We start from the raw sequence: 17,576 nt of genomic DNA, 5'->3' as shown, positions 1-17,576 counted from the left end.
CGCACGTCCATCACCACCAGGTCCGGCTCCAGGGACTCCGTCATGGCGATCCCGGTCCGGACGTCATGGGCTGTGCCCACGCACTCGAGATCCCCCTCTTGGTCGAGGGCTCGTGAGAACAGCTGGGCGAACACGGTGTGATCGTCGATCACCAGGATCCGAGTGCGCAAAGTCTCGACCGCCAGGTCGACTGGCCGTGACGCCGCAATGGTGCTCATGCTCTCCCCCGAGGTGTGGTCGGTAACCACTTGACCTCAGTGTCGACCTGGCTCAGGGGTGCAGCAATAGCCAGAATCGACCATACGCAACGTGCCTAAAACACCTATTTCAACCCAAATTTATGCGACGAGCTGCAGGACCCGCACGGCGGCCGTCGCCAGGTCGGCGTCCAGCGGCGGGGCCGTCACCCCGGGGACGCCGTCGAGGGCCTGGCGCAGCAACGAGAGAAGGATCTTCAGCTCCGTCCGCTCGTCGCCCGAGCTCGCGGGGCCAGCCCCCTGACGCAGGATGGCCAGGTAGAGATCCCTGCTCTCCTGTCCCGGCTCCTCGCCCAGTCCGTCGATGGTGGCGGCGCGCAGATCGGCATATGCCCTCAGCGCCTCGCAGCGCTGGCCGGAGAACCACAGCGCTCGCATCAGCTGCTGCCAGGCCTGCTCACTGAGTCCGTCGTAGGTGATGGCCACCCGCGAGAACCGTGCCGCGCTCTCGGCGTCACCGAGGGCATTGGCCAGCTGCGCACCCCGGGTGAGCAGCCGCCCCATGTCACTGCCGACCTGGGCCCGGGCGTTGACTGCCCAGGAGGCGTAGGGCTCGTGGGGGAGCAGTCCTCCCTCGACGAGCCGGACCGCGTGGTGCGCCAGCCGCACCACCTCGACCGCACTGGCACCAGCGGCCCCGGCGCACGCTCGACGCAGGTCCAGCACGTCGACGCTGCAACGGCTCAGGTCGAGCTGGTAGCCCTGCGAGCTCGTGCCCAGCACCGAGTCACGGCCGCTGCCGAGCGCAAGAGTTCGGCGCAGCACGCACACGTAGCTCTCGAGGGAGGCGATGAGGGACGCGGGTGGACGGCCTTCCCACAACACATCGGCCAACCGCTCCTTGGGCATCGGGGCACCCGCCTGCAGGGCGAGGATCTCGAGGACCTGACGGGCCTTGGTGCTGAGCCCGGCGAGTGCCACTGGCTGCCCGTCGACCTCGAGAGTCGTCGGGCCGAAAAGACGGATACGAAGCATGGACCCTCCCTCTGGGCGAGGTCGCCCGGTGGTCCATGGTGGCGTGAGGCAGCGCGCCCTGACCAGCCCCGGGCGCGGGGGCAGGGTCCCCCCCATCTGCGGGGGCGGGTGGCGGGTGGGCGGGACGGGCTCGGCGCCCAGGTCAGCCCGAGACGGGGCCCTGACGCATGACGAGGGCGATCCCCTGACCGCGGGCCATCACCTGGTCGGTGGGACGGACCCGCAGGGTCGGTACGGTGACCAGGGCCCGCGTCGCCGCGCCGGGCAGGCCGCCGGCTCGGGTCATGGGCGCCGACACGCCGGGAACGAGGAAGGCGAGGTGGTCGAGCGGGCTCATGGTCATCCTCCGGCAGCGGGAGTGGAATGACCATGACGCTAGTGGTCGCTATGTCCGATTTCTATGGTTTGCCGACCACGCTCCTTCCGCCCGGGTAAATTCTTGGTCAAGCGCAGGTCATGCGATGTCGCTGGAGCCCGATCACCGCAGTGGGAAAGGCGGTTGGGTCCACCAGGGGCGGTCGTCGAGGTCGATTCGCACCACCCACTTGACCCAGTGGTATCCCCGTCGGCCGGGCACGACGAGGCGCATGGGGGCTCCGTGACCGTCCGCGAGCGGGGTCCCGCCGACGGCCGTGGCGAGCATCAGGTCGGGAGTGACCGGCAGTCGCCGCGAGTAGCCCGTGCGGCTGGTCACCTCGACACTGCCCGTCGCGCCCTCCGGCAGCAGCCTGGAGACCAGCACCCCGCTCCACTCCTGCTCGGTCCACCAGCCGCCGGTGCAGTCCAGGATCGCTCGCTGACGGTCGTCCCACGTGCTGAGCTCGGCCACGGACCAGTCTCGTGCGTCCCCTTCCGAGGCGACGGTCACCGTCCACGAACCCCGATCGACGACGGGTATGCCGTCGAACAGCCACGACGTCACTGGGATGGCCTCGGGCGACGACGAGGCAAGACGGAAGGACCCTGTCGGGCGGCGGGTTCCGGCGGGACTGGCAAGCCGGCCCGCCCCCTGGCTGGCCGCGCCCAGCACCCCTGCCGCACCGGCAACGAGACCGGCGCGCAGCAGCGACCGCCTCGACAGGTCGCCCGGACGAGCCCGCACCCGACGTTGCCTCGCGTGCACAAGGGTGAGAACTGCGGCGAGGATGCCAGCGGTGACGTGGAGCTGGAGGGTGGTGAGACCAGAGTCTGCGAGGAGGAGGCCGAGTAGGTGGGCGACACCGGTGAGGAGTGCGACCCCGACCACTACCGCGAGCCAGATCGAGGTCGGGCGACCGGGCCGGGGCGCCCGGCGCAGAGCGCGACGTGTGACGGCCGACTTCCACGGCACGAGCACCACCACGGCCAGCCCGATCGCGCCGTGCAACAGGGCAACCAGCCACACCGGCCCGCTGCCGACGAGGAACATCCCGAACCCTGACAGTGCCGCGAGGGGTACCGCGAGCAGCAGTGCGAGGTTGGTCCAGCGCCCGGTCATCCTCCGACGGTAGGCGACACGATGGCGCGTGTCTCCCATCGCCTGACCTGCCCTGGTGTCGACGTCCCGTCGAGGTCGCTCCCGACGTCACTCCCCGACGTCACTCCCCGACGTCGCTTCGACACCACTTCGCGTCCACCCCGGCGCCCAGTCCGGAGTGCGACCAGCCTCAACCCGGCCACGCTAGGTCGACGGTGATGGTCCGTCCGCCCGGAGCGGTGAGACGGCCACCCCCAGCTCGACGGATGGAGGTATGTCCGAGCCGTCTAGCGCTCGGGTATACCTCCACCGGAGGAAGTCGAAGGGGGTTGGAGGAGGTCTGTCGTCCCGGGCAGGTTGTCGTCCCGGGCGATTCTCATGACCCGGCGCCCCCGGCCCTGTGGAGGAGGGCCGGGAGAGCCGGATGATACGTCGGTGAAGATGTGCGAAAAGCTCTTCCCCGGGGAGGGCACGCGGGGGTACGGTCGGTCCCGTTGGTGCAGGCGGACGTCGTGGGGGCGTCCGCTGCGGGGCACCACGGAAGCAGGCGTGGCATGGCGCACGAACCATGGTGCAACGAACCCGGGTGGGCGGGTTCTGGACCGATGAGGTGGCATCGATGACGGCTACCCTGACGGGTGCCCCGACGGCAGCGCAGGTGACTGAGCCGACGGCAGCGCAGACGGTGGTAGGGGGCTACCGCCACGAGGCGTTCTTCTGGCGCGGCGAAGACGAGTTCCTCTCTGGCACAGTGCCGTTCATCCGCGACGGGCTCGCCGCGGGGCAGCCAGTGATGGTCGCCGTCACCCTGACGCACCTCGAGCAGCTCCGCAGCCGGCTCGGGTCCGACGTCGACCGGGTCCGCTTCGTCGACATGGCCGAGCTCGGCCACAACCCCGCGCGGATCATCCCGGCCTGGCGCAGTTTCGTCGACGAGTTCGGCGCGCCGGGTCAGCAGGTCCGCGGCGTCGGTGAGCCCATCTGGGCCGGCCGACGGCCAGACGAGGTGACGGAGTGCCAGCTGCACGAGTCCCTGATCGACGTCGCCCTGGCCCCGCACGCCCTGCTGTCGTTGCTCTGTCCCTACGACGCCGACCACCTCTCGCCCGAGGTGCTCGCCGCCGCCCAGCTCGCGCACGGGGCGCCGGTCCGGCTCGCCCCCGCTGGTGGTGGGCCCACTCGGGGCACCGCCGCCGACGTCCTCGAGGTGTTCGCAGAGGACCTTCCCGAGGCGCTGGGTGACGCGTTCGTACGCCCGTTCACCGTGGAGACCCTGCGGTCCGTGCACGGCGCCGTCCTCGACCGTGCCCGGGAGGCCGGCGTGTCCTTCGAGCGCAGCTGCGACCTCGCCCTCGCCGTCCACGAGGTGGCCACCAACAGTGTCGTCCACGCCGGGGGTAAGGGCGTTCTGCGGACCTGGTGCCGGGCCGGTGCTCTCGTGTGCGAGGTGCGTGACCGTGGCCAGATCGCCGACCCGCTCATCGGTCGGCACCAGCCCGATCTCTACAGCCAGCACGGACGCGGCCTGTGGATGGTCAACCAGCTGTGCGACCTCGTGCAGATCCGGTCGCACGGCGGTGGCACGACGGTCCGGATCCACACCTGGCTCTGATGGGCGCTGCCGGCTCCCCGGGCGGGGCCGCGGCGTAGGTTGGGCGCATGCGCGTCACCCACCTCGGACATGCCTGCCTGCTCGTCGAGATCGCCGACACCCGCATCCTCATCGACCCGGGAGGCTTCTCCACCGGCTTCGAGGAGCTGCGCGACCTCGATGCCATCGTCATCACACACCAGCACGCGGACCACCTCGACCAGGACCGCCTGCCCGCGCTGCTGCAGGCCAACCGGCAGGCCAGCGTCCTGGCCGACCCGCAGACGGCCGAACTGGTCGAGACCGCGGGCGCTGACGTCGTCACGCTCGAGCAGGGCAGCGCCATCGTGATCGGCCGCGCCACGGCGACCCCGGTGGGCCGGCTGCATGCCGTCAACCACGACGGGGTGCCGCGGTGCACCAACGTCGGCGTCGTCCTGCGCGCCGATGGCGAACCCAGTCTCTACCACCCCGGGGACGCCTATGACGGCGACCCCGGCGAGGTCGACCTGCTCGCGGTCCCCGTCAACGCACCGTGGGCAAAGGTGAGCGAGTCGATCGCCTTCGTCCGGCGGGTCGGCCCGACGGGTTTCATCCCGATCCACGACGCACTCGTGTCCGGGATCGGTCGACGCTTGTACGTCGACCACATCGGCACCTGGGGCGGCGACGACCTCATGCTGCACGACCTCGCGGACGGTCAGCCGGCCGTCATCAGCTGACGGGTGGGGCTCAACCCTTCTTCGGCTTGACCTTCACGCCGGCGGCCTCGGCGGCCAGCCGGGCCGCCCCGATGATGCCCGCCTTGTTCTGCAGGGTGGCCGGGATGATGGGGGTGCGCAGCTCCAGCAGGTGGAGGAACTTGTCGGCGTCCTTGGAGATGCCCCCGCCGACGACGATGAGGTCGGGGGAGAAGAGTGCCTCGAGCACCGAGTAGTAGCGCTGCAGGCGGGTGGCGTACTCCTCGTAGGACAGGCCGAGGGCGTCCTTGACCGACGAGGCGGCGTCCTTCTCGGCGTCGTTGCCGTCGATCTCGAGGTGCCCGAGCTCGCTGTTGGGCACGAGCAGGTTGTTGTAGAGGATGGCGCTGCCGATCCCGGTCCCGAGGGTCGTCAGGATCACCAGACCGAACTCGTCCCTGGCGGCGCCGTAGTGCAGCTCCGCGTATCCGGCCGCGTCGGCGTCGTTGACGAGCGTGACGTCACGGCCGAGCTTCGTCTCGAGGGCCAGCTCGCCGTCGAAGTCGATCCAGCCGTGGTCGATGTTCGCGGCGGACCGGACGGTGCCGTGGGTGACGACCGCCGGGACCGTGACACCGATGGGGGCGTCGCCGATCTCGTCCTTGAAGTGCTCGACCACCTTGGCAACCGCATCGATCACGGCTTCGGGGGTGGACGGCTGGGGCGTGTCGAAGCGCAGTCGCTTGGCCGTGAACGTGCCTGTCGCGAGGTCGACGGGGGCGCCCTTGATGCCGCTGCCGCCGATGTCGATGCCGAGGGGGTTGCCGTGCTTCGCCATGGTCAGTCGCCTTTGCGTCGTTGGTAGGGCGGATCAGGGGAGGGTGAGGATCTCGTTGCCGTCCTCGGTGATGAGGATGGTGTGCTCGAACTGGGCGGAGCGGCGCCGGTCCGCGGTGACGACGGTCCACCCGTCCTCCCACATCTCCCACTGCGGGGTGCCGAGGTTGAGCATCGGCTCGATGGTGAAGGTCATGCCGGGCTCGAGGACCCGGTCGTATGCCGGGGCCGCGTCGTAGTGGGGGATGACCAGCCCGCTGTGGAAGGCCGTGCCGATCCCGTGCCCGGTGAAGTCGCGCACGACGCCATAACCGAAGCGACGCGCGTAGGACTCGATGACCCGCCCGATGACGTTGACCGCGCGACCGGGCAGGGCGGCCCTGATCGCGCGCATCGTCGCCTCGCGCGTGCGCTCGACGAGCAGTCGGGACTCCTGGTCGACGTCGCCGCACAGGTAGGTCGCGTCGGTGTCACCGTGGACGCCGTCGATGAACCCGGTGATGTCGATGTTGACGATGTCGCCGTCCTCGAGGCGGCGGGAGTCCGGGATGCCATGGCAGATGACCTCGTTGACCGAGGTGCACAGGGACTTGGGGAAGCCCTTGTAGCCCAGCGTCGAGGGGTAGGCGCCGTGGTCCAGGAGGTAGGCGTGGCCCACCGCGTCGATCTCGTCCGTCATCACCCCGGGGGCGATGACCGCCGCCGCGGCCTCCATCGCCCGGGCGGCGATCCGTCCCGCCGTGCGCATCCGGGCGATGGTCTCGGCGTCCTTGACCTCCGGCCCCGTATAGGGGGCGGGCGCCGGGCGGTCGACGTACTCCGGCCGCGGGATGCTCGTGGGGACCGGGCGGCGCGGCGAGAGGTCGTGGGGCGCGACGCTTGCGAAGGTGACCGGCATACGGTGGAGTCTAGAAGGACGGATGAGGGATGTGCCGACCGGCCATCCCCGATCCCCACCCCTGGGAGGTTGCCGTGCAGTACTGGTTCAACGTCAGCACCGGACAGGTCGAGACCGATGACACCCGCAGCCGGGGGGCCGACGTGATGGGGCCCTACGCGAGCGAGGCCGAGGCCGCGAAGGCCCTCGACACCGCGCGGGCGAAGACCGAGACGTGGGACGAGCAGGACCGTGAGTGGGACGCCAAGGGCTCGACGCCACCACATGGTGGCGACGAGCCCTCGGCATAGAACTCCCGGACGCGGGCGGCCGCGAGGTCAGCGGCCGCGAGTGGGGGCGGCCGGGCTGACGCCGACCGGTGTCCGGGCTGCCTGGGCCCCGGACGCGCCCGCGATGGCCGGCGCCTTGCCAGTGATCGCCGGAGTGACGTACTCCATCGTGCCGGCCACGTCGACGATGGCGTCCGTCTGGCCGAACCGGTTCTGGATGGTGATGTTGTTGCTGGCGCCCACGGGGACGTAGGCCGCGTTCGCGACGACCTGGCCGATGCCCAGGTTGAGGTTGCTCACGTCGGGGACCGGGTCGCCCGCGGCCCAGAGCTGGAGGTAGGTCGCTGCGCTCGGGGTGACCGCAGTCAGGTTGGAGACGATCGCCATCGTGTTGGGCCCGGCAACCGTGGACGGGACGACGAAGGTCTGGGGCTGCGCCTCGCCCAGTCGGTTGATGCCGAGAGCCAAGCGGCTGTCGACGATGCGCTGGGGCGTGGCCACGGGCTTGAACCGCCAGTCCGCGGTGTAGGTCGGGTCGAGCGTCACGCCGACGAGGTCGACGATGACGTGGGCCGAGCCGCCGGTGTAGACCTTGAGCTGGAAGGACGGATCGCTCGACCCGCCGCACACCGTGCAGGGGGCGGTGGGGACGATCGACGTGTTGGCGACGTTGGTCCCGGCGGCGAAGTTGACCGTGGACGTGCCCGGCTCGGCAGCCGCCCCGTCCCAGGTGCGGACGAACCCACCGGCGGTCGGTGAGGCCACGGTGATGTTGACGACCGTCGCCCGGATCTTGTTGGTGACGTCGACCCCGTTCGGGTCCGGGCCGAGCCGCACCGGGAGGGTCAGGAACTCACCGTCGACGAAGGGCGCGTTGCCGGCGCTCGCGTCGTTGCGGGAGTCGTAGAGGCGGGTCGGGACGGTGGCGATGAAGCCGCCGCTCGCACCGTAGGCCGAAACCAGGCTCTCGTCCGCGGCGTAGAACCCGACCACGTCGCCGATCACGTCGACCGAGCCGAAGGCGTTGTAGATGTTCACCACACCACCGGCGTGCAGCGGGACGGTGACGAGGTTTGCGCCGGTGAAGCCGCGGGGGAAGTTGATCGACGACGCGTTGGGGCGGGGGAGGTCGGACGGGTATGCCGTGAGGTAGCTGCCCGCGGTGGGGTTGGTCACCGTCACGTTGAGGACCACCGCGGAGACACCGGTGCCGGGCACGCCGCCCTGGCCGCCCACCTGCAGCGGCAGGACTGCGCCGGGGCCGAGCTGGCCGGCGCCCTGGCGGGTGTCGAGGATCCGGCTCGGCGCCACCCGGTAGTACGCCCCGGTGGACCCGCCGGTCGTGATGGCAGCGACGGTCGAGGCGGTGGCCCCTGCCCCGGCCGCGCTGGTGGTGCCGGCGGCGGCAGCGACAAGAAGTGTCGCGATGACGCCGATCGTGGTCAGAGCACGCATGGGGTCCCCTATGGAGTGGCAGCGGTACAGGTGACCGCGACGATGCTCCCAGAATAACCCGCTATAAGCTTATTTACCCCTTAAGTACCAAATTGCGCCAGCGAACAGAGGCCGGCCGCAGGAGACGAGGCCGGCTTTCAGTCCTCGAACGAGTGCTCGGTCGCCGGGAAGCTCCCGTCCGCCACCTCCGCCGCGTAGGTCCGGGCCGCGTCACCGAGTGCCCCCCGCAGGTCGGCATACCGCTTCACGAACCGCGGCGTCACCCCCCCGCGCAGTCCGGCCATGTCCTGCCAGACCAGCACCTGCGCGTCGCAGTCCGGGCCGGCACCGATGCCGATCGTCGGCACGTCGAGGATCTGCGTGACCCGCTTCGCCAGGGGCGCCGGCACCATCTCCATGACCACCGCGAAGGCACCGGCCTGCTGCAGCGCCAGGGCGTCATCGACCAGCTCGTCGGCGGCGTCGCCGCGCCCCTGGACCCGGTAGCCGCCGAGGGTGTGCTCGCTCTGCGGCGTGAACCCCAGGTGGCCCATGACCGGGATCCCGGTGCGGACGAGCAGCTCGACGGTCGCCGCCATCTCGCGGCCCCCCTCGAGCTTGACCGCGTGGGCCAGCCCCTCCTTCATGAACCGCACCGCCGTCGCGAGCCCCTGCTCGGGGGGGCCGCCGTAGGACCCGAAGGGCAGGTCCGCGACGACCATGGCCCGCTTCGCCGCGCGGGCGACGGCCCGCACCAACGGGATCAGCTCATCCACGGTCACCGGGACCGTCGTCTCGTAGCCGAAGACGTTGTTGCCGGCAGAGTCACCGACCAGAAGCACGGGGATACCGGCCTCGTCGAAGACCTCAGCGGAGTACATGTCGTATGCCGTGAGCATCGCCCACCGCTGCCCGTCCGCCTTGAGCTGGCGCAGGTGGGGGATCCGCACCCGTCGCGGCCGGGCCGGCCCGCCCGCCGCGGGGGCGGGGAGGCCGGAGCCGCCGGTGCCGTACGGGGCGGGCTGCTCGGTCATCGGTGCCGCTCCTTCATCGGTGCTGCTCCTGCTGCTCACGCCAGTGGCTCGTGATCGGCAGCCGGCGGTCCTTGCCGAAGGCGAGAGGCGAGATCTTGGGACCCGGCGCGAACTGGCGCCGCTTCCACTCGGCCCGGTCGACGAGCTGGATGACCTGGTCGACGACGACCGGCTCGAAGCCCGCCTCGATGAGCGTGTCCCGGCCGTGGGCCACCCCGACGTAGCCGGCGAGGATCGCGTCGAGAACGTCGTAGGGCGGCAGTGAGTCCTGGTCGGTCTGGTCTGGACGCAGCTCGGCCGACGGCGCCTTGGTGATCGACGCCTCGGGGATGGGCGGACGTTCGCCGCGCGAGACGGCATACCGGTTGCGCCACTTCGCGAGCTCCCAGACAAGGGTCTTCGGCACGTCCTTGATCGGCGCGAACCCGCCGACGCTGTCCCCGTAGATCGTCGAGTAGCCCACCGAGACCTCGGACTTGTTGCTGTTGGTGAGCACGAGCGGGCCCTCGGAGTTGGAGATCGCCATCCAGATGACTCCGCGCACCCGCGCCTGCAGGTTCTCCTCGGCGACGCCGTCGACCCCGAGCGCCTCGAGGAAGGGCGCGACCATCGGCTGGATCGGCACGACGCGGTAGTCGAGGCCGAGGTTGTCGGCGAGGGCCAGGGCGTCGTCCTTGCTGCCGGCGGAGGAGTACTTGCTGGGGTTGCTGATCCCGATGACGTTCTCGCCGCCGAGGACGTCGGCGGCCATCGTCGCGACGACCGTGGAGTCGATGCCGCCCGAGACCCCGAGCAGCACCTTGCGGAAGCCGTTCTTGCGCACGTAGTCCCGCAGGCCGAGACCGACTGCCCGCCACACCTCCTCGAGCGGGTCGAGGCGGGGATACATCGGTGGCTGCTGCGCGGCATACGGTGGCAGCGGCTCCTGCGAGACCGTGACGTGGACGATGTCTTCGGGCAGCCCGCCGACGTCGACGCTCGACCCGGCGAGCTCGAGGTCGACGACGACGAGGTCCTCGACGAACTGCGGACCCCGCGCCAGCACCGTGCCGTCCCGGCCGACGACCATCGAGTCGCCGTCGAAGACGAGCTCGTCCTGGCCGCCGACCATGTTGAGATAGGCGAGGGTGCACTGCGCCTCGGCGGCCCGCCGCTGCACGAGCGCGAGCCGGGTGTCGTCCTTCTCGCGCTCATAGGGGGAGCCGTTGATGACCAGTAGCAGCTCGGCCCCGGCGGCGCGGGTCTGGGAGACCGGTCCGCCCTCCTGCCACAGGTCCTCGCAGATCGCGATGGCGACGTCGACCCCGCGCACGCGCACGATGGTGAGGGAGTCGCCCGGCGCGAAGATGCGGTACTCGTCGAAGACCCCGTAGTTGGGCAGGTGGTGCTTGGCGTAGCGCCCGACCACCGCCCCGCCGTGCAGGACGGCGGCGCAGTTCTGGGGCAGGGCCCGCCCGCCCTGCGGGGCGTCCGGGGCGTCCGGGGGCTCCGGGGCACGGTCGAGGTAGCCCACGACGACCGGAAGGTCCCCGTGCCCGTCGGCCGCGAGGTCGGCGGCGAGCTGCGTCAGGGCCCGGCGGGAGGCCTCGACGAAGGACGCGCGAAGGGCGAGGTCCTCGACCGGGTATGCCGTGAGGACCATCTCGGGGAAGGCCACGAGGTGCGCCCCGGCCTGCGCCGCGCGAGTCACGTGCTCACGCACGAGAGCGGCGTTGCCGGGCAGGTCGCCGACAGTGGGGTCGACCTGGGCCATCGCGAGTCGGAGCTGCGCCATGGGATGAGCCTAGTTGGCGGCCACCGGGGGCTGGACCGTCCCGTCGTGAGCAGGTAGCAGCGCCGTTTCGTGGGTAAAGGGAGGGTAAAACTGAAAATAGTCTGTCAAAATGCTCCCGATTCGCCGTGAGTTGTGATGGTGTGCCCCGAGGCGCCACAAAACTTGACGCCGCAATCCATGGAGGTTTCGTGAAGAACTGGCACTGGAGAGCTGCCTCGGGAGTGGCGATCTCCGCCCTCGCCCTGGCTGCACTGCAAGCCCCCGCCCAGGCCGTCCCGAAGGGCCCCGACCAGGACCCGACGGCGTCGAGCCGCCCTGACAACCTGCCCAACCCGCTGGGCGATGCCCAGGCCACCCTGCGCACGGAGGCGGTGGCCATGCTCGTCAAGGGCCAGGCCACCCTGGAGACCCGTGGCGGGAAGCGCGTCATCAAGGTCGCGAAGAACGACCAGGACAAGAAGTCGAAGGACAGGTATGTCCAGTACGACGTCAACCGTGAGGAGAACATCTTCACGGTCCTCACCGACTTCGGCGCCGCCACCACCCCCGCGGCCGGGGGGGCTGCCGGGCCGACACACAACCAGATCGCCGCGCCCGACCGCACATGGAACGGTGACAAGACCGACGACAACTCGACCTACTGGGTCAAGGACTTCAATCAGCAGCACTTCCAGGACCTGATGTTCGGGCCCGGGGAGTCGTTCAAGGACTTCTACCTCAAGCAGTCAAACGGCCGGTTCCTCGCCAGGGGTGACGTCTCCAACTGGGTCACGGTCCCCTCCAACGAGGCCCGCTACGGCTCCAACAAGGTGGGGCAGTCGGACGGCTACTGGAACTACATCAAGGACACCGCGACGGCCTGGTACGACGCGCAGAAGTCGGCCGGCAAGTCCGACGCCGAGGTCAAGGCCTACCTCGCGCAGTTCGACAAGGTCGACCGCTACGACGCCGACGGCGACGGCAACTTCAACGAGCCGGACGGCTACATCGACCACTTCCAGGCGATCCATGCCGGGGAGGGCGAGGAGGCCGGTGGCGGCGCGCAGGGCGCGGACGCGATCTGGTCGCACCGGTGGTATGCCTTCTCGACCGACCAGGGCAAGACGGGACCGGACCAGAACAAGCTCGGGGGCGTGCAGCTCGGCAACTCCGGCCTCTGGATCGGTGACTACACCACGGAGCCCGAGAACGGTGGCCTCGGGGTCTTCGCCCACGAGTTCGGGCACGACCTCGGCCTGCCCGACCTCTACGACACCGCCGGTGGCGACAACGGCACCGCCTTCTGGACTCTCATGTCCGGTGGGTCGTGGCTGAACCGCGGCACCGACTCCATCGGCACGACCCCGGGATACTTGGGCGCGTGGGAGAAGCTGCAGCTCGGCTGGCTCGACCACCAGAGCGTGCCGTTCGGCCAGGACACGACCGTGAAACTCGGCCCGGCCGACCTCGCGAGCAGGACCGCGTCGCAGGCGGTCGTCGTCACCTTGCCCGACAAGAGCGTCACGACGGCCTACAACACGCCACACGGAGGTGCCACCGAGTGGTGGAGCGGATCCTCCTCCAACCTCACGAGCACCCTCTCGCGGACGATCGACCTCACGGCGGCGACGACGTCAGCCAGTGTCAGCGCGTGGCTGCAGAACGACACCGAGGACGGCTTCGACCACCTCTACGGCGAGGTCTCGAGCGACGGCCGCACCTGGGCACCGGTCGGTGACCCGATCACCGGCACCTTCGGCTGGACCCAGAAGAGCTGGGACCTGTCCGCGTTCGCCGGCACGTCGATCCAGTTCCGCTTCCGCTACAGCGCTGACGGCGGCGTCAACCAGGCCGGGTCGTTCCTCGACGACCTGGCCGTCAACGTCAACGGCGCCGCGGTCTTCAACGACACCGTCGAGGGCGGCGACAACGGCTGGACGACGAGCGGGTTCACCCGGATGAGCGGCAGCACCACGGTCACGGTGGCGCAGTACTACATCGCCGAGAACCGGGTCTACTCCGGCTATGACGCGACACTGCGGACCGGGCCGTACAACTTCGGCTTCGCCAGCACCCGGCCGGACTGGGTCGAGCGGTTCCCTTACCAGAACGGCCTGCTCGTCTGGTATGCCGACGGCCAGTACCAGGACAACAACACCTCGGCCCACCCGGGCCGTGGTCAGGTCCTGCCCGTCGACGCCCGTCCTGCTCCGATCACCTTCGCCGACGGGGTGAGGCTCGGCAACCGACGGCAGCCGTTCGACGCCACCTTCGGGCAGGAGGCCACCGACGCGGTGACCTTCCACCGCAACGGGGTCGCGCTGAACGTCCCCTCACAGCCGGCCATCGCGACGTTCGACGACCGCGACCCGACCCGCTACTGGAGCGCCACGAACCCGTGGAGCTCGGTCAAGGTGGCGGGGACCGGGACGTCGATGACGGTCACGAAGACGCGCGACGGGGGGAACGAGCTGCAGGTCAAGGTCGCCTTCAGGTGACCTGAGCGGGAACGAGCGCGCCCAGCACCAAGGCGGTCACGCACGGCAGTCACCACGAGTCAGGCCCCCGGGACAACGGCGTCCCGGGGGCCTGACTCGTCAGTCGTCGTCGCGGTCGCTGCTCAGAACGTGATCCCCCGCGCAGCGAACCGTGCCTTGACCAGCTCTCCGGCGGCAGCGCCGTCGCGGGCGAGGGCCTTGGTGTAGGTGGCCCCGGCCGCGGCGGAGAACGACGTGCCCGCGGCGTAGTCGAACTGGCTGTCGACGAGCGTCGTGTCCCAGGCTCGGGTGCCGAGGCCGCCCATCGCCTGGTATCCCGTGCGGATCTCCCAGAGGGCCTGGCTCCAGATCTGGCCGTCGTAGTGCACCTCGCCCCGGCGGTCGGCAAGCGTGAGGTTGAGGTCGAACCGGCGGATGCAGTGCGGGGCGGCGGTGTAGGAGGTAGCGTCCCAGTCCATCGGGCAGGCTGCTTCGGCCCTGACCGGCCAGCCGTACTGCGCGGCGGCGTCCAGCCCGACGCTCACCGCGAGGTAGTCGCCCCACGACTCACCGATGGACCCGGCGTCGAGGCTGGTGCCGAATCCGGGGACCTGCGACGCGTGCACCGCGTGACCGTACTCGTGGACGATGACCTCCGCGTCCTCGGCGTCGTCGACTCCGCCCTTGCCGAAGCGGAGGAAGTCCTGCTTGTCGGTCTGGTAGCTGTTGTCGATGCCGTACTGGTCGATCCGCACGTCCTGGGGATGCCTGTTGACCGGACGGAGCGCCGACCCGAAGCCGAGAGACTGGAGGTACTCCTGCGCCTGGTTGACCCAGAAGTAGGCCATGACCTGCTCGAACCGGTCGTCGTGACGCGTGAAGAAGAACTGGCTGCTCGTGCTGTATGCGGCCGGCCCCGTGTTGGTGCGGACGTTGGCCCACGCCCCACTGAGGTAGCCCGAGCCGTCGAGGTTGCGCAGCTGCACCGTCGCGTAGGCACTGCCGGGGACCGCCGCGTCGGAGTCCTTCTGGTCGGTGAGCGACTCGTTGCCACTGGACTGCACGGGGTTGACCATGAAGACCGACCCCGATCCGGTCGAGGAGCCGCTGCCGGGCTTGGTGGCCTGGGCGGGCGAGGCCGCGAGGGTGGCGACGCAGAGCGCGGCGACCGATGCGGTCGCGAGCACGGAGAGGGACGTTCGCTGGAGTGACTTCATTGACCTGACCTCCGGGGTGGGTGGCCGGGGGTGTCCCGACGCGTCGCGACGAACCTAGCCGGTGTCGATAGGGTCCGCGCGTGACGACCTATGACGACATCGTCCTCGGCGCCGGGCACAACGGCCTGACCGCGGCGGCATACCTGGCCCGCGCCGGGCGTCGGGTCCTCGTCCTCGAGCGGGCGAGCCACGTCGGCGGAGCCGCCGTCTCGGCGCAGACCTTCCCCGGGGTCGACGCCCGCCTCTCGCGGTACTCCTACCTCGTCTCGCTGCTGCCCCGGGAGATCGTCACCGACCTCGAGCTCGACGTGCGGCTGGTCCGCCGCCGCTACTCCTCCTACACGCCCGACCCCGGCGACCCGTCCCGCGGCCTGCTCGTCGACACCGGCGACCCGGAGGCGACCCGCCGCTCCTTCCTGACGCTGACCGGGGGCGAGGCGGACTTCGAGGCGTGGCAACGGTTCTCGACACGGATGGGCCGAGCTGCAGAGCGGATCTGGCCCACGGTCACCCAGCCGCTGCGCTCGGCGGAGGACATCCGGGCCCTGGTCGAGGACGACGACCTGTGGGCCGCCCTCACCGAGCGGCCCCTCGGTGAGCTCCTGCGCGAGACGTTCGCGGACGACCTCGTCCGCGGGGTCGTGGCGACCGACGGGCTGATCGGCACCTTCGCCGACCTCGACGACCGCACCCTCGCCCAGAACATCTGCTTCCTCTACCACCTCATCGGTGGGGGCACCGGCGACTGGGACGTCCCGGTCGGCGGCATGGGGGCGGTCACGACGGCTCTCGCCAGGGCCGCCGCCGATGCCGGTGCGGACCTCCTGACCGGCGCCGAGGTGCTCGCCGTCACCGGCGACGGCGAGGTGACCTGGCGTCAGCAGGGCCGGGAGCACCGCGCCCGCGCCACCGTCCTGGCGGGGCTCGCGCCGGCCGTGCTCGACGGGCTCCTCGCCGCGACCGGCAGCGAGCCGGTCTGCGCGGGTCCGCCACCCGAGGGCGCCCAGCTCAAGGTCAACATGCTGCTCTCCCGCCTGCCACGCCTGCGCGAGAGCGGGCTCGACCCGGTGGCCGCCTTCTCCGGCACCTTCCACGTCCACGAGGGGTTCGAGCACCTCCAGGAGGCGTATGCCGCGGCCGCGGCCGGGCGGGTGCCCCACCACGCGCCGTGCGAGATCTACTGTCACACCCTCTCGGACCGCTCGATCCTCGGTCCGCTGCTGGCCGACTCGACGGCGCAGACGCTGACCCTCTTCGGGCTGCACCTGCCCGCCCGGCTCTTCCGGGAGGACAACGGTGCGCGTCGGGACGAGGCCCTCGCCGCGACGTTGCGGGCCCTCGACAGCGTGCTCGGCGAGCCCCTCGCGCCGCTGCTCATGGCCGACGGTGAGGGCCGGCCGTGCCTCGAGGTCCGCACTCCCGTCGACCTCGAGGGGGACCTGCGCCTCCCGGGCGGCAACATCTTCCACCGGTCGCTGCAGTGGCCCTGGGCCGAGACCGTGGACGAGGTCGGGACGTGGGGCGTCGAGACCCGGCACGCGGCGGTGCTGGTCTGCGGGGCCGGCGCGCGCCGCGGCGGGGGAGTGTCCGGCATCCCCGGTCACAACGCGGCGCGCGCCGTCCTGGGCTGACCGGCGGTCGGGACCGTAACGTGCGCGAAACCTCGATGCGGCAGGATCGTCACATGGACCGTCAGCAGGAGTTCGTGTTGCGCACGATCGAGGAGCGCGACATCCGTTTCGTCAGGCTCTGGTTCACCGACGTCCTCGGGACGCTCAAGTCGGTGGCCGTCGCCCCGGCGGAGCTCGAGGGGGCGTTCGCCGAGGGCATCGGCTTCGACGGCTCGGCCATCGAGGGCTTCGCCCGCGTCCACGAGTCGGACATGCTCGCGAAGCCGGACCCGGCGACGTTCCAGGTGCTGCCGTGGCGGGCCGAGGCCCCTGGCACCGCCCGGATGTTCTGCGACATCCTGATGACCGACGGCACTCCCTCGTGGGCCGACCCGCGGTACGTCCTCAAGCGGACGCTCGCCCGCGCCTCCGACCTGGGCTTCACCTTCTACACGCACCCCGAGATCGAGTTCTACCTCTTCGAGAAAGGTCCGGTGCCCGGCCAGAAGCCGGTGCCGATCGACGCCGGCGGCTATTTCGACCACACCCCGCACGGCACCGGCTACGACTTCCGCCGGCAGGCCATCACGATGCTCGAGAGCATGGGCATCTCGGTGGAGTTCAGCCACCACGAGGGCGGCCCCGGCCAGCAGGAGATCGACCTGCGCTACGCCGACGCGCTCAGCACTGCCGACAACATCATGACCTTCCGGATGGTGATGAAGGAGGTTGCGCTCGAGCAGAACATCTACGCGTCCTTCATGCCGAAGCCGTTCACCGAGCACCCCGGCTCCGGCATGCACACGCACCTGTCGCTATTCGAGGGCGACCGCAACTCCTTTCATGAGGCCGGCGCCGAGTACCACCTGTCGAAGGTGGGCCGCGCGTTCATCGCCGGCCTGCTCAAGCACTCCGCCGAGATCACCGCGGTCACGAACCAGTGGGTGAACTCGTACAAGCGCCTGTGGGGCGGCGGCGAGGCGCCCGCGTACGTCTGTTGGGGTCACAACAACCGCTCGGCGCTGGTCCGCGTCCCGATGTACAAGCCGACGAAGGGGCAGTCGACGCGGGTGGAGGTCCGCTCGATC

At 70.4% G+C, this 17,576-nt stretch carries 16 protein-coding genes; 6 read left to right on the top strand and 10 right to left on the bottom strand.

Annotated features, from left to right (window positions below):
* The 4 genes from ACLL9L_RS04500 to ACLL9L_RS04485 all read right to left on the bottom strand — a co-directional run.
* Positions 1–218: response regulator transcription factor (locus ACLL9L_RS04500; RefSeq protein ID WP_411283451.1), on the bottom strand; the 218-nt coding region annotated here is incomplete at its 3' end.
* A 120-nt stretch (positions 219–338) separates the two neighbouring features.
* Positions 339–1,232 (bottom strand): AfsR/SARP family transcriptional regulator, encoded by an 894-nt coding sequence (locus tag ACLL9L_RS04495; protein WP_411283450.1) that lies wholly within the window; start codon positions 1,230–1,232, stop codon positions 339–341.
* Positions 1,233–1,374: 142 nt separating this feature from the next.
* Entirely contained in the window at positions 1,375–1,569 is a 195-nt protein-coding gene (locus tag ACLL9L_RS04490) for a hypothetical protein (RefSeq protein ID WP_411283449.1), read from the bottom strand.
* Positions 1,570–1,710: 141 nt separating this feature from the next.
* A complete protein-coding gene (locus tag ACLL9L_RS04485; protein WP_411283448.1) occupies positions 1,711–2,709 on the bottom strand; it encodes a molybdopterin-dependent oxidoreductase in 999 nt (332 codons plus the stop codon).
* Positions 2,710–3,307: 598 nt separating this feature from the next.
* Between ACLL9L_RS04485 and ACLL9L_RS04480 the strand changes: the two genes are divergently transcribed.
* Positions 3,308–4,300: an anti-sigma factor RsbA family regulatory protein gene (locus ACLL9L_RS04480; RefSeq protein ID WP_411283447.1), complete on the top strand. Its 993-nt coding sequence runs from the start codon at positions 3,308–3,310 to the stop codon at positions 4,298–4,300.
* Positions 4,301–4,347: 47 nt separating this feature from the next.
* A complete protein-coding gene (locus tag ACLL9L_RS04475; RefSeq protein ID WP_411283446.1) occupies positions 4,348–5,001 on the top strand; it encodes an MBL fold metallo-hydrolase in 654 nt (217 codons plus the stop codon).
* 10 nt (positions 5,002–5,011) lie between these two features.
* On the opposite strand, the gene ppgK is transcribed toward ACLL9L_RS04475, so the two are convergent.
* Both ppgK and map read right to left on the bottom strand, forming a co-directional pair.
* On the bottom strand, positions 5,012–5,797 hold the full coding sequence (gene ppgK, locus ACLL9L_RS04470) for a polyphosphate--glucose phosphotransferase (protein WP_411283445.1): 786 nt from the start codon (positions 5,795–5,797) through the stop codon (positions 5,012–5,014).
* 33 nt (positions 5,798–5,830) lie between these two features.
* The gene (gene map, locus ACLL9L_RS04465) at positions 5,831–6,694 is read right to left on the bottom strand and encodes a type I methionyl aminopeptidase (RefSeq protein ID WP_411283444.1); all 864 of its coding nucleotides are present in this window, start codon (positions 6,692–6,694) and stop codon (positions 5,831–5,833) included.
* Between the two features lie 29 nt (positions 6,695–6,723).
* Between map and ACLL9L_RS04460 the strand changes: the two genes are divergently transcribed.
* The gene (locus ACLL9L_RS04460; protein ID WP_411283443.1) at positions 6,724–6,984 is read left to right on the top strand and encodes a methionine aminopeptidase; all 261 of its coding nucleotides are present in this window, start codon (positions 6,724–6,726) and stop codon (positions 6,982–6,984) included.
* Positions 6,985–7,011: 27 nt separating this feature from the next.
* Here the strand turns inward: ACLL9L_RS04460 and ACLL9L_RS04455 are convergent, their stop codons facing one another.
* From ACLL9L_RS04455 to ACLL9L_RS04445, 3 genes are all read right to left on the bottom strand, one after another.
* The gene (locus ACLL9L_RS04455) at positions 7,012–8,418 is read right to left on the bottom strand and encodes a hypothetical protein (protein ID WP_411283442.1); all 1,407 of its coding nucleotides are present in this window, start codon (positions 8,416–8,418) and stop codon (positions 7,012–7,014) included.
* A 137-nt stretch (positions 8,419–8,555) separates the two neighbouring features.
* Positions 8,556–9,431: a 3-methyl-2-oxobutanoate hydroxymethyltransferase gene (gene panB / locus ACLL9L_RS04450; protein WP_411283441.1), complete on the bottom strand. Its 876-nt coding sequence runs from the start codon at positions 9,429–9,431 to the stop codon at positions 8,556–8,558.
* 13 nt (positions 9,432–9,444) lie between these two features.
* Complete coding sequence (locus tag ACLL9L_RS04445) at positions 9,445–11,205, bottom strand: NAD+ synthase (RefSeq protein WP_411283440.1); 1,761 nt, start codon at positions 11,203–11,205, stop codon at positions 9,445–9,447.
* A gap of 188 nt (positions 11,206–11,393) precedes the next feature.
* Between ACLL9L_RS04445 and ACLL9L_RS04440 the strand changes: the two genes are divergently transcribed.
* On the top strand, positions 11,394–13,682 hold the full coding sequence (locus tag ACLL9L_RS04440; protein WP_411283439.1) for an immune inhibitor A domain-containing protein: 2,289 nt from the start codon (positions 11,394–11,396) through the stop codon (positions 13,680–13,682).
* 122 nt (positions 13,683–13,804) lie between these two features.
* Here the strand turns inward: ACLL9L_RS04440 and ACLL9L_RS04435 are convergent, their stop codons facing one another.
* Positions 13,805–14,878: a M36 family metallopeptidase gene (locus ACLL9L_RS04435; RefSeq protein WP_411283438.1), complete on the bottom strand. Its 1,074-nt coding sequence runs from the start codon at positions 14,876–14,878 to the stop codon at positions 13,805–13,807.
* Positions 14,879–14,958: 80 nt separating this feature from the next.
* On the opposite strand from ACLL9L_RS04435, the gene ACLL9L_RS04430 reads away from it, so the two are divergent.
* On the top strand, positions 14,959–16,509 hold the full coding sequence (locus tag ACLL9L_RS04430) for a phytoene desaturase family protein (protein WP_411283437.1): 1,551 nt from the start codon (positions 14,959–14,961) through the stop codon (positions 16,507–16,509).
* 53 nt (positions 16,510–16,562) lie between these two features.
* Positions 16,563–17,576: glutamine synthetase family protein (locus tag ACLL9L_RS04425; RefSeq protein WP_411283436.1), on the top strand; the 1,014-nt coding region annotated here is incomplete at its 3' end.

The sequence above is a fragment of the Lapillicoccus sp. genome (assembly GCF_046595215.1).
Classification (GTDB): Bacteria; Actinomycetota; Actinomycetes; order Actinomycetales; family Dermatophilaceae; genus Lapillicoccus.
This window is presented reverse-complemented; position numbering and strand designations above follow the sequence as displayed.